The sequence below is a fragment of the Streptomyces himastatinicus ATCC 53653 genome (assembly GCF_000158915.1).
Taxonomy (GTDB): domain Bacteria; phylum Actinomycetota; class Actinomycetes; order Streptomycetales; family Streptomycetaceae; genus Streptomyces; species Streptomyces himastatinicus.
In genome coordinates this window covers 3,158,119-3,170,230 of sequence record NZ_GG657754.1, presented here as the reverse complement: position 1 = coordinate 3,170,230, position 12,112 = coordinate 3,158,119, and the positions used below count along the sequence as shown (strand labels likewise).

At 68.8% G+C, this 12,112-nt stretch carries 11 protein-coding genes; 9 read left to right on the top strand and 2 right to left on the bottom strand.

Annotation, left to right across the window (positions count from 1 at the left end):
* From SSOG_RS12810 to SSOG_RS12785, 6 genes are all read left to right on the top strand, one after another.
* A partial coding sequence (locus SSOG_RS12810) for an amidase family protein (RefSeq protein WP_245606287.1) occupies positions 1-823 on the top strand: 823 nt, incomplete at its 5' end.
* A gap of 213 nt (positions 824-1,036) precedes the next feature.
* Positions 1,037-1,324: a 30S ribosomal protein S15 gene (gene rpsO, locus SSOG_RS12805; protein WP_009714645.1), complete on the top strand. Its 288-nt coding sequence runs from the start codon at positions 1,037-1,039 to the stop codon at positions 1,322-1,324.
* 399 nt (positions 1,325-1,723) lie between these two features.
* On the top strand, positions 1,724-3,955 hold the full coding sequence (locus SSOG_RS12800; RefSeq protein WP_009714644.1) for a polyribonucleotide nucleotidyltransferase: 2,232 nt from the start codon (positions 1,724-1,726) through the stop codon (positions 3,953-3,955).
* On the top strand, positions 3,952-5,331 hold the full coding sequence (locus tag SSOG_RS12795) for a M16 family metallopeptidase (RefSeq protein WP_009714643.1): 1,380 nt from the start codon (positions 3,952-3,954) through the stop codon (positions 5,329-5,331). Before SSOG_RS12800 ends, SSOG_RS12795 begins: the two co-directional genes overlap by 4 nt.
* A gap of 27 nt (positions 5,332-5,358) precedes the next feature.
* Positions 5,359-6,111 (top strand): 4-hydroxy-tetrahydrodipicolinate reductase, encoded by a 753-nt coding sequence (gene dapB / locus SSOG_RS12790; RefSeq protein ID WP_009714642.1) that lies wholly within the window; start codon positions 5,359-5,361, stop codon positions 6,109-6,111.
* 10 nt (positions 6,112-6,121) lie between these two features.
* Positions 6,122-6,586, top strand: coding sequence for a tetratricopeptide repeat protein (locus SSOG_RS12785; protein WP_009714641.1), 465 nt, complete (start codon positions 6,122-6,124; stop codon positions 6,584-6,586).
* Here the strand turns inward: SSOG_RS12785 and SSOG_RS12780 are convergent.
* Complete coding sequence (locus SSOG_RS12780) at positions 6,583-7,170, bottom strand: hypothetical protein (RefSeq protein WP_009714640.1); 588 nt, start codon at positions 7,168-7,170, stop codon at positions 6,583-6,585. The genes SSOG_RS12785 and SSOG_RS12780 overlap by 4 nt on opposite strands.
* A 64-nt stretch (positions 7,171-7,234) precedes the next feature.
* Positions 7,235-7,471, bottom strand: a complete 237-nt coding sequence (locus SSOG_RS12775) for a hypothetical protein (protein ID WP_009714639.1) — start codon at positions 7,469-7,471, stop codon at positions 7,235-7,237.
* Between the two features lie 187 nt (positions 7,472-7,658).
* On the opposite strand from SSOG_RS12775, the gene thyX reads away from it, so the two are divergent.
* The 3 genes from thyX (at position 7,659) to SSOG_RS12760 (ending at position 11,313) form a co-directional block, all read left to right on the top strand.
* Positions 7,659-8,435: an FAD-dependent thymidylate synthase gene (gene thyX / locus SSOG_RS12770; RefSeq protein ID WP_009714638.1), complete on the top strand. Its 777-nt coding sequence runs from the start codon at positions 7,659-7,661 to the stop codon at positions 8,433-8,435.
* Positions 8,436-8,604: 169 nt separating this feature from the next.
* Positions 8,605-9,504, top strand: a complete 900-nt coding sequence (dapA, locus tag SSOG_RS12765; RefSeq protein ID WP_009714637.1) for a 4-hydroxy-tetrahydrodipicolinate synthase — start codon at positions 8,605-8,607, stop codon at positions 9,502-9,504.
* 123 nt (positions 9,505-9,627) lie between these two features.
* Entirely contained in the window at positions 9,628-11,313 is a 1,686-nt protein-coding gene (locus tag SSOG_RS12760) for a ribonuclease J (RefSeq protein WP_009714636.1), read from the top strand.
* Positions 11,314-12,112 lie beyond the last annotated feature (799 nt).

Below are 12,112 nucleotides of genomic sequence, written 5' to 3'. Positions count from 1 at the left end.
GGGCCGGGTCTCCCTGAACGGCGTCATCCCGCTCTCGTACACCCGGGACCACTGCGGTCCGATCGCCCGCGACGCGATGGACGCGGCGATCATGCTGACCGTCATGGCAGGACCGGACGCCGAGGATCCGCGGACCCGGGGCCTGCCGCGGCTGCCCAACCTGGTGCGCGCGGCCACCCCCGTGGTCTCGTCCAAGGGGAAGGTACGGCTCCGCCGGCCCACCCGGATCGGTGTGCCACCGGGGTTCACCGACGGCATCGCCCGGCGCTCGGCGCTCCTGGACACCCTGGCGGACCTGCCCGGCGTCACCCTCGTGGAGATCCGTTACCCCACCGACTGGTCGACGCTGACCGGAAGCGCGTTCAACGCCGCACGCCTGAGCGAGCGGACCGAGCCGTTCCGGCGTTGGCTGCGCGAGGATCTGACGAAGTTCGGCGTCTCGGTGCTGAGCTGGCTCCAGGGGCTGATGCTCTCCGGCGACGAGTGGATCACCGCGCAGCGCGCCAAGCACCACCTGCTGCGCGCGGTGCTCGACGGTCCGTTCGACCACTGCGACGTGCTGCTCCAGACCAGCCCGGTACCGTTCGACATCCTGGGCCTTCCGGAGATCGGCTTCCCCATCGGCTTCACGGCCGGCATGCCGACCGGCGCGATCCTCGGCGGCGCCCCGTACGAGGAGGACCGCCTGCTGGAGGTGGTCGCCGCCTACCAGGCCGTCACCGACTGGCACCGGCGGCGTCCGGCGGATCCGGTCCTGGAGCCCGTCAAGCGGGTCGTCCGCCCGCTGCTGAACGCCGTGGAGGCCGCGGCGGCCAGTGCGTAGCGCCGCGGCGGCCAGTGCGTAGCGGTCGCCTCCGGAGCCGGGCCCGGACACTGGTACTCTGTGTGCTGGCCGTTTGCGTACGCGCCCCCGGAGCCTTCCCCGAAGGTCCTGGAGACAGCGCCCAGCGGACCCCGCCTTCCGAGTCACGGAAGATCCCCTGAGACAAAGACCAGGGGCACTCGGCGGCTGAAACTGAGAAACCAAGGAGTACGCGTGTCGCTCGACGCCGCTACGAAGAAGCAGATCATGACCGAGTTCGCCACGAAGGAAGGCGACACCGGCTCCCCGGAGGTCCAGGTCGCGCTGCTTTCGCGCCGCATCTCCGACCTGACCGAGCACCTCAAGACCCACAAGCACGACCACCACTCCCGCCGTGGTCTGCTGCTGCTGGTCGGCCAGCGCCGCCGGCTGCTCCAGTACCTGGCGAAGAAGGACATCACGCGCTTCCGTGCGCTCGTCGAGCGCCTCGGCATCCGTCGCGGTGCGGCGGGCGCCAAGTAAGTCGTCGTGAAGGGAGCGGTTTCCGCGTCAGCGGGCCGCTCCCTTTGCCGTACGCGGCACCTTGCGGCCGTACGCGGCTCATCGGGCCGCGTCGCGCCACTCCGTACGGAGCGTATTTTGTCCGCTACGTCCCGTACGCGCCAGACCACACAGCCATCGTGATGATGGCGGAAGCTTTGTAGTCTGGTCCCAACAACGCCATAACGCACGAGGAGGAGCGCCTCATTCCCGCCGCCCCGGCGCCATAGGAGCCGGTCCTCGGTAGTGGCTCCCGGAACTGGCAATTCCGGTGGCTTCGATCGAAGACCGGCCCGGCCGCCGGACAGCAAGGCCCGGAGGCGCTGCTCCACCACCGTCCACCGTCATACGGACGGGGACGCAGAAGAGGAGATTTCCCTGGTGGAGAACGAGACCCACTACGCCGAGGCCGTCATCGACAACGGCACCTTCGGCACCCGCACCATCCGTTTCGAGACGGGCCGCCTGGCCCGTCAGGCCGCCGGCTCGGCCGTGGCCTACCTGGACGACGACACCATGGTGCTGTCGGCCACCACCGCTTCGAAGAACCCGAAGGACCAGCTCGACTTCTTCCCGCTGACGGTCGACGTCGAGGAGCGGATGTACGCCGCCGGGCGCATCCCCGGCTCGTTCTTCCGCCGTGAGGGCCGCCCGTCCGAGGACGCGATCCTCACCTGCCGCCTGATCGACCGACCGCTGCGCCCGTCCTTCAAGAAGGGCCTGCGCAACGAGATCCAGGTCGTCGAGACGATCATGGCGCTCAACCCCGACCACCTCTACGACGTGGTCGCGATCAACGCCGCCTCCTGCTCCACCCAGCTCGCGGGCCTGCCCTTCTCCGGCCCGATCGGCGGCACCCGCGTCGCCCTGATCAAGGGCCAGTGGGTCGCCTTCCCGACCCACAGCGAGCTGGAGGAGGCCGTCTTCGACATGGTCGTCGCCGGCCGGGTCCTGGAAGACGGCGACGTCGCGATCATGATGGTCGAGGCCGAGGCCACCACGCAGACCATCCAGCTGGTCAAGGACGGCGCCGAGGCGCCGACCGAGGAGATCGTCGCGGCGGGCCTCGAGGCCGCCAAGCCGTACATCAAGGTCCTGTGCAAGGCCCAGTCGGACCTCGCCGCCAAGGCCGCCAAGCCCACCGGCGAGTTCCCGATCTTCCTGGACTACCAGGACGACGTCCTGGAGGCGCTGACCGCCGCCGTCCGCGACGAGCTGTCCCAGGCGCTCACCATCGCGGGCAAGCAGGAGCGCGAGGCCGAGCTGGACCGCGTCAAGGGTCTGGCCGCCGAGAAGCTGCTGCCGCAGTTCGAGGGACGCGAGAAGGAGATCTCCGCCGCGTACCGCTCGCTGACCAAGTCCCTGGTGCGCGAGCGCGTCATCAAGGAGAAGAAGCGCATCGACGGCCGCGGCGTCACGGACATCCGTACGCTCGCCGCCGAGGTCGAGGCGATCCCGCGGGTCCACGGTTCGGCGCTGTTCGAGCGCGGCGAGACCCAGATCCTGGGCGTCACCACGCTGAACATGCTCCGCATGGAGCAGCAGCTCGACACGCTCTCGCCCGAGACGCGCCGTCGCTACATGCACAACTACAACTTCCCGCCGTACTCCACCGGTGAGACCGGCCGCGTCGGCTCCCCGAAGCGCCGCGAGATCGGCCACGGCGCGCTGGCCGAGCGGGCGCTGCTGCCGGTGCTGCCGACGCGCGAGGAGTTCCCGTACGCCATCCGCCAGGTCTCCGAGGCGCTCGGCTCCAACGGCTCGACCTCCATGGGTTCGGTCTGCGCCTCCACGATGTCGCTGCTGAACGCCGGTGTGCCGCTGAAGGCCCCGGTCGCGGGCATCGCGATGGGCCTGATCTCCCAGGAGATCGACGGCGAGACCCACTACGTCACCCTCACCGACATCCTCGGTGCGGAGGACGCGTTCGGTGACATGGACTTCAAGGTCGCCGGCACCAAGCAGTTCGTGACCGCCCTCCAGCTGGACACCAAGCTGGACGGCATCCCGGCCTCCGTCCTGGCCGCGGCCCTCAAGCAGGCCCGCGACGCCCGGCTGCACATCCTCGACGTGATGATGGAAGCCATCGACACGCCGGACGAGATGTCCCCGAACGCCCCGCGGATCATCACCGTCAAGATCCCGGTGGACAAGATCGGTGAGGTCATCGGCCCGAAGGGCAAGATGATCAACCAGATCCAGGAGGACACCGGCGCCGAGATCACCATCGAGGACGACGGCACGATCTACATCGGTGCCGCCGACGGCCCGGCCGCCGAGGCCGCCCGCGCGACCATCAACGGCATCGCCAACCCGACGATGCCCGAGGTCGGCGAGCGCTACCTGGGCACGGTCGTGAAGACCACCACCTTCGGTGCCTTCGTGTCCCTGCTCCCGGGCAAGGACGGGCTGCTGCACATCTCGCAGATCCGCAAGCTCGCCGGTGGCAAGCGCGTGGAGAACGTCGAGGACGTGCTCGCGGTCGGCTCCAAGGTGCAGGTCGAGATCGCCGAGATCGACCAGCGCGGCAAGCTGTCGCTGCACCCGGTCATCGAGGGTGAGGACGACAAGAACGACACGGACGACGAGGCGAAGGACGAAGCCGCCAAGTGACGTCCCGCGACGACGTGACGACGGCCCGCACCTCTTCGGAGGGGCGGGCCGTCGCCCGTACCCAAACGCTTCTCGCGGGTGAGAACGGCATCGGGACGGTCCGCAGGACCACCCTCCCGAGCGGCCTGCGCATCCTCACCGAGACCCTGCCGTCCGTGCGCTCGGCCACCTTCGGCATCTGGGCGCACGTGGGCTCCCGCGACGAGACCCCGACGCTCAACGGCGCCACCCACTACCTGGAGCACCTGCTCTTCAAGGGCACCCGGCGGCGCAGCGCGCTGGACATCTCCGCCGCGATCGACGCCGTCGGCGGCGAGATGAACGCGTTCACCGCCAAGGAGTACACCTGCTACTACGCGCGGGTGCTCGACACCGATCTGCCGCTGGCCATCGACGTCGTCTGCGACATGCTGACCGGCTCGGTGATCGACGCGGCGGACGTGGACGCCGAGCGCGGCGTCATCCTCGAAGAGATCGCGATGACCGAGGACGACCCGGGCGACTGCGTCCACGATCTGTTCTCGCACACCATGCTCGGCGACACCCCGCTCGGCCGCCCGGTCCTGGGCACCGTCGACACCGTCAACGGGCTCGGCCGCGACCAGATCGCCCGCTTCTACAAGAAGCACTACGACCCGACCCACCTGGTCGTCGCCGCCGCGGGCAACGTCGACCACGACACGGTCGTCCGGCAGGTCAGCGACGCGTTCGAGCAGGCGGGCGCCCTGACCCGCGGCGACGCGACCCCGATCGCCCCGCGCTCCGGTTCCAAGGCGATCCGCACCGCTGGCCGCGTCGAGCTGCTGAACCGCAAGACCGAGCAGGCGCACGTGATCCTCGGCATGCCCGGCATCCCGCGCACCGACGACCGGCGCTGGGCGCTCGGTGTGCTCAACACGGCGCTCGGCGGCGGCATGAGCTCCCGCCTCTTCCAGGAGGTCCGGGAGAAGCGCGGCCTCGCCTACAGCGTCTACTCCTACAACTCCGGCTTCGCCGACTGCGGCCTCTTCGGCGTCTACGCCGGCTGCCGTCCGAGCCAGGTGCACGACGTCCTCAAGATCTGCCGCGACGAACTGGACCAGGTCGCCCGCGACGGTCTCACCGACGAGGAGCTGCGGCGCGCCATCGGCCAGCTCTCCGGCTCCACGGTGCTCGGCCTGGAGGACACCGGCGCGCTGATGAACCGCATCGGCAAGAGCGAGCTGTGCTGGGCCGACCAGATGTCGGTGGACGACATGCTGGCCCGGATCCAGTCGGTCACCCCGGACGAGGTGCGCGAGGTGGCCCGCGATGTACTGGGGCAGCGTCCTTCGCTGTCGGTCATCGGCCCGCTGAAGGACAAGCAGGCGGCCCGGCTGGACGAGGCCGTCGCCTAGCCGGCGAGATTCTAGGGAAGTGGAACGATGAGCAAGCTGCGCGTGGCCGTCCTCGGAGCCAAGGGCCGGATCGGCTCCGAGGCCGTACGAGCCGTCGAGGCCGCTGAGGACATGGAGCTGGTCGCCGCGCTGGGCCGGGGCGACAAGCTGGAGACCATGGTCGAGGCGGGCGCCGAGGTCGCCGTCGAGCTGACCGACCCGGGCTCGGTGATGGGCAACCTCGACTTCTGCGTACGGCACGGCATCCACGGCGTCGTCGGCACCACCGGCTGGACCGACGAGCGCCTCGCGCAGCTGCGCGGCTGGCTCGACGGCTCGCCCCGCACCGGCGTGCTCATCGCCCCGAACTTCTCCATCGGTGCCGTGCTGACCATGCGGTTCGCCCGCCAGGCCGCGCGCTTCTTCGAATCGGTCGAGGTCATCGAGCTGCACCACCCCAACAAGGTGGACGCCCCCTCGGGCACCGCGGCCCGCACCGCCCAGCTGATCGCCGAGGCCCGCCGCGAGGCCGGCTGCGCCCCGCAGCCGGACGCGACGGCCACGGGGCTGGACGGCGCGCGCGGTGCCTCGGTGGACGAGGTGCCGGTGCACTCGGTACGGCTGCGCGGGCTCCTCGCCCACCAGGAGGTCCTGCTCGGCGGCGAGGGCGAGACCCTCACCATCCGCCATGACTCGATCCACCACAGCAGCTTCATGCCGGGCATCCTGCTCGGCGCGCGGCGCGTGGTCACCACCCCCGGCCTGACCTTCGGCCTGGAACACTTCCTCGATCTGGACTGAGGGCACACCGGTGCGCGCAAAGATCACGTATTTCGTTCTGGCGGCCGTCCTGGTCGTCTACTTCGTGCTGGTCGGCGACCGCGGGGTGCTGCTCATCCAGCAGGGCACCCCGGTGACCATCGCCTACGGCGCGGCCGTGCTGGTGCTGCCGCTCATCGGCGGCTGGTTCCTGTGGCAGACCACCCAGTTCGCGCGCAACGCCGATCGGCTCGCGCGCGAACTGGACGCCGAGGGCGGGCTTCCGGTCGACGAGCTGGTACGGACGCCCAGCGGGCGCATCGACCGGGACTCGGCGGACGCGGTCTTCGCGAAGCGGCGGGCCGAGACGGAGGCGTCGCCGGAGGACTGGCGCTCCTGGTTCCGGCTCGCCATCGCGTACCACGACGCCCGCGACACCGCCCGCGCCCGCAAGGCGATGCAGCGCGCCATCGCCCTCCACGACGGCAAGCCGGTCCGGGCCGGAAACAACGCCTAGCGCCCGTGCCGGGCCGCCCACCCGTCCAGGGCGTCGGCGGCCGCGCGGAAGGCCTCGGGGCGCCCCAGGAAATCGGTGTCGTGGCTGGTGATCAGGGTCAGCGGGGTACCGCCCGACGTCCGCTCGGCGAGCACCACCTGACCCTGCACGGTGCGCGGCAGCCCCAGCCAGCGAACCGGCTGCTGGACCGTGCGTATCGACGCGACGTCCTGCCAGGCGACCGTGGTGGACATGATCAGCCCGGTCCGGCGCAGCTCGCGCGTGCTCACCCGGACGCCCGCCCCCACCATCCGCACCGCGAAGGCGATCACCAGCGCGGCCGCGGCGACGCACACCCCCGCGGCGGAGCCGGAGCCCGCCAGGACGATGATCAGCGCCGAGAAGAGGAGATACGAGGCGAGCAGCAGGAGCACCGCCGCCCCGCCGACCCGCCAGGGACCTGGCCGGTACGGACGGCGCCGGCGCTCCGGATCCTCGTAGGCGCCATCGGCATACGTGACGTCGGTACGCGAGAGCGGGGCCGCTTCGGGCCCCGCTCGGTCGTCGTCATGTGCGCGGTCTGCTGTCAGGAAGGGCAGTGGCACGGGATGTCCTCACTCACACACACGTCCAGTTGGTCTGTGCTGAGTGAGGCTATCTCAGTGCAGCTCAGCGCCCGTTCGATGCCTCCTGCACCTGCTGGGCAGGGTGCGATTGGCTGTCGAGTGCGGGCATCCCGAACATCAGAGCGCCGATGAACCCGGCGACGATCGTCAGCCCCATCAGCGTCCGGCCGGTTATCTCGGTCCGGGACGCCCGGGGACGGGGCGGAGGGGTGACATTACTGCGGAAACGGTCGGCTTCGGCGACGAAGGCGAACGGTACGGGCTCTCGCCGGCGGAACATGAGCGGGCTCTCCTTGGAACCTCGAGCGCGGGCACTTCAGTGTGTAGGACGTGTGAACGACCGTCCTGGTGCCCTGTTTCAAGAACTTCAGTCAAAATTTTCTGCGGGGATCCGGCGGTGCGGGTCTGTCGGTGGCGGCCCGTAAGCTGGGCCCGCCCCGAGCGATGCGATATGGAAGGACCCGTCGGTGAGCGAGACCCCCGCCGAAACCCCCGCCGAAACCCCGGCCGCGACCCCGGTCGAGACCGAGAAGGCCAGTTTCCGCAGCGATGTGACCGTCGAGCTGGTGAAGCACAGCGCCGCCGACTCCGACGTCCTGTGGGCCGCGAGGGTGTCCACCGCGGGTGAGCAGTCCCTCGACGAGCTGACGAAGGACCCGGAGCGCTCCAAGGGCCTGATCAACTTCCTGATGCGCGACCGGCACGGCAGCCCGTTCGAGCACAACTCGATGACCTTCTTCATCAGCGCCCCGATCTTCGTCTTCCGCGAGTTCATGCGGCACCGCGTGGGCTGGTCGTACAACGAGGAGTCCGGTCGCTACCGCCGCCTGGAGCCGGTCTTCTACGTGCCCGGCGAGGACCGCAAGCTGGTCCAGCAGGGCCGCCCCGGCAAGTACGAGTTCGTCGACGGCACCTCCGAGCAGCACGCGCTGACCGGCCGCGCGATGGAGGACGCCTACCGGCACGCGTACGAGGCGTACCAGGAGATGCTGGCGGCCGGCGTCGCCCGCGAGGTGGCCCGCGCGGTGCTCCCGGTCGGCCTGTACTCCTCGATGTACGCGACGTGCAACGCGCGCTCGCTGATGCACTTCCTGGGCCTGCGCACCCAGCACGAGCAGGCCGCCGTGCCGTCCTTCCCGCAGCGGGAGATCGAGATGGTGGGGGAGAAGATGGAGGAGGCGTGGGCCGGGCTGATGCCGCTCACGCACGCCGCCTTCAACGCCAATGGCCGGGTCGCGCCGTAGCGCGAGCGAAGTGTCCGTATTGCGGCGTTTCGAGAAGTTCATCTAGGCTGAACAAAGGGGCCCGGCACTGCTTGAACCCCCGAGCAGGCAGTGCCGGGTCCTCTCCGATGGCGCTGTTGCGGCGCCCCGAGGGAGCGCCCCGGGGCGCGCTACGAGTAGCGTGGTGCCCATGGCACCGACATCCACATCGCAGACCCCTTTCGGGCGGGTGCTGACCGCCATGGTCACGCCATTCACCGCTGACGGAGCGCTCGACCTCGACGGCGCCCAGCGGCTCGCCACTCATCTGGTGGACGCCGGCAATGACGGCCTGATCGTCAACGGCACCACCGGCGAGTCCCCGACCACCAGCGATGCGGAGAAAGCCGAGCTCGTACGAGCCGTGGTGGAGGCGGTCGGTGACCGCGCCCACGTCGTAGCCGGAGCCGGCACCAATGACACGAGGCACAGCGTCAAGCTGGCCCGCGAGGCGGAGCAGGCGGGTGCCCACGGCTTGCTCGCGGTCACGCCGTACTACAGCAAGCCGCCGCAGGAAGGCATCCTCCAGCACTTCACCGCCATCGCGAACGCCACCGGCCTGCCGGTCATGCTCTATGACATCCCCGGCCGCAGTGGTGTCCCGATCAGCACCGAGACCATGGTCCGGCTCGCCGAGCACCCGCGCATCGTCGCCAACAAGGACGCCAAGGGCGACCTCGGGCGTGCCAGCTGGGCCATCGCGCGCAGCCGCCTCGCCTGGTACTCCGGCGACGACATGCTGAACCTGCCGCTGCTTTCGGTCGGCGCCGTGGGCTTCGTCTCCGTGGTGGGCCACCTCGTCACCCCCGAACTGCGCGCGATGCTCGAAGCCCACCTCCAGGGCGACGTCGCGAAGGCAACGGAGATCCACCAGCAGCTGCTCCCGGTCTTCACCGGGATGTTCCGCACCCAGGGCGTCATCACGTCGAAGGCCGCGCTCGCCCTCCAGGGCCTGCCCGCGGGGCCGCTGCGCCTGCCGCTCGTGGAGCTGACCCCCGAGGAAACGGAACAGCTCAAGCGCGATCTTGCCGCTGGCGGGGTACAGCTCTAGTCAAAGACGCGATGGTCGCATCTTCATACTTCACAACTGCATACAGACACATCAGCAAGTGCACGAATGTCACGCGCGCCATGTGCCCCAGGGGCATGTGGCGCGCGTGGTGAGGAGAGTCTTTTGAGTCATCCGCATCCTGAGCTCGGCCCGCCGCCGAAGCTCCCGGAGGGTGGCCTGCGCGTCACCCCGCTCGGGGGTCTCGGCGAAATCGGCCGCAACATGACGGTCTTCGAGTACGGTGGCCGGCTGCTGATCGTCGACTGCGGGGTGCTCTTCCCCGAGGAGGAGCAGCCCGGAGTCGACTTGATCCTGCCGGACTTCACGTCCATCCGGGACCGTCTCGACGACATCGACGGCATCGTGCTCACGCACGGCCACGAGGACCACATCGGCGGCGTGCCGTTCCTGCTCCGCGAGAAGCCGGACATCCCGCTGATCGGCTCCAAGCTCACCCTCGCCCTGATCGAGGCGAAGCTCCAGGAGCACCGGATCCGCCCGTACACGCTGGAGGTGGAGGAGGGGAACCTCGAGCGGATCGGGCCCTTCGAGTGCGAGTTCGTGGCGGTCAACCACTCCATTCCGGACGCCCTCGCGGTCGCCATCCGCACCCCGGCCGGTCTGGCGGTGCACACCGGCGACTTCAAGATGGACCAGCTGCCGCTGGACGGCCGCCTCACCGACCTGCCCGCCTTCGCCAAGCTCGGCGAGGAGGGCATCGATCTGCTCCTGTCGGACTCCACCAACGCCGAGGTCCCCGGCTTCGTCCCGCCGGAACGCGACATCTCCAACGTGCTGGGCCAGGTCTTCGCGAGTGCCCAGAAGCGCATCATCGTCGCGAGCTTCGCCAGCCATGTGCACCGCATCCAGCAGATCCTCGACGCGGCCCATGAGTACGGGCGCCGGGTGGCCTTCGTCGGCCGCTCGATGGTCCGCAACATGGGGATCGCCCGTGACCTGGGATATCTACGGGTCCCCGCGGGCCTCGTGGTGGACGTGAAGACCCTGGACGACCTCCCGGACGACGAGGTGGTGCTCGTCTGCACCGGCTCCCAGGGCGAGCCGATGGCCGCGCTGTCCCGGATGGCCAACCGCGATCACCAGATCCGCATCGTCCCGGGTGACACAGTGATCCTGGCGTCGTCGCTCATCCCGGGCAACGAGAACGCGGTCTACCGCGTCATCAACGGGCTCACCCGCTGGGGCGCGCACGTCGTCCACAAGGGCAACGCCAAGGTGCATGTCTCCGGCCATGCCTCGGCCGGTGAGCTGCTGTACTTCTACAACATCTGCAAGCCCAAGAACCTGATGCCGGTCCACGGTGAATGGCGCCATCTGCGCGCCAACGCCGAACTGGGCGCCCTGACCGGCGTCCCGAAGAACCGCTGTGTCATCGCCGAGGACGGAGTGGTGGTCGACCTGGTCGGCGGCATCGCGAAGATCACCGGCAAGGTGCAGGCGGGCTATGTGTACGTGGACGGCCTCTCGGTCGGCGACGTCACCGAAAGCTCGCTCAAGGACCGCCGGATCCTGGGCGAGGAGGGGATCATCTCGGTCTTCGTGGTCGTCGACAGCACGACCGGCAAGATCGTGGGTGGTCCGCACATCCAGGCCAGAGGCTCCGGCATCGAGGACGGAGCCTTCGCCGCGGTCCTCCCGAAGATCGAGGACTCCCTGGCCAAGGCGGCTTCCGACGGCGTCGCGGACTCGCACCAGATCCAGCAGCTCGTGCGCCGGGCCGTGGGCAAGTGGGTGTCCGACAGCTACCGCCGGCGCCCGATGATCCTCCCCGTGGTGGTCGAGGTCTGACACGGCCTCAGCTCCACGAGGCGCTGAACCCCGGGCGGGGCTCCTCGATTTGCATCGAGGAGCCCCGCTCCAGTACGTTTACGGCTCCGCCAGAGGGGGAACCCGGAGCACTCAGCTGCTTCGGAGGAGCCCGAAGGTGGGGGTGGAAATCCGGCTCAGAGAATTCTGATAAAGTCGGAGACACCGAAAGGGAAGGCCCTCCAACAGGCCACCGGAAACGGAATTCGGACCGGAAGCGGAACGGAAAACGGATCTGGTAAGGTTGGAAACACGAAAGGCCGAAAGGCCCGGAGGGAAAGCCCGGAGAAACCGGTGATACGGTTTCAAAGGAAGCGATCGTTCCTTGAGAACTCAACAGCGTGCCAAAAGTCAACGCCAGATATGTTGATACCCCGTCCACATCACATGATGTGGTCGAGGTTCCTTTGAAGAAACACACAGCGAGGACGCTGTGAACCATCCGGATTATTCCTCCGGTGGTTCCGCTCTCGTGATGTGTAACCAGGATTACCTGGAAGCATTCACGGAGAGTTTGATCCTGGCTCAGGACGAACGCTGGCGGCGTGCTTAACACATGCAAGTCGAACGATGAAGCCCTTCGGGGTGGATTAGTGGCGAACGGGTGAGTAACACGTGGGCAATCTGCCCTTCACTCTGGGACAAGCCCTGGAAACGGGGTCTAATACCGGATATGATCACCGGCCGCATGGTCTGGTGATGGAAAGCTCCGGCGGTGAAGGATGAGCCCGCGGCCTATCAGCTTGTTGGTGGGGTGATGGCCTACCAAGGCGACGACGGG

Coding starts and splice junctions, on each gene's coding strand:
- dapB (WP_009714642.1), top strand. CDS start 5,359: ATGAGCAAGCTGCGCGTGGCCGTCCTCGGAGCCAAGGGCCGGATCGGC.
- SSOG_RS12775 (WP_009714639.1), bottom strand. CDS start 7,471: ATGTTCCGCCGGCGAGAGCCCGTACCGTTCGCCTTCGTCGCCGAAGCC.
- dapA (WP_009714637.1), top strand. CDS start 8,605: ATGGCACCGACATCCACATCGCAGACCCCTTTCGGGCGGGTGCTGACC.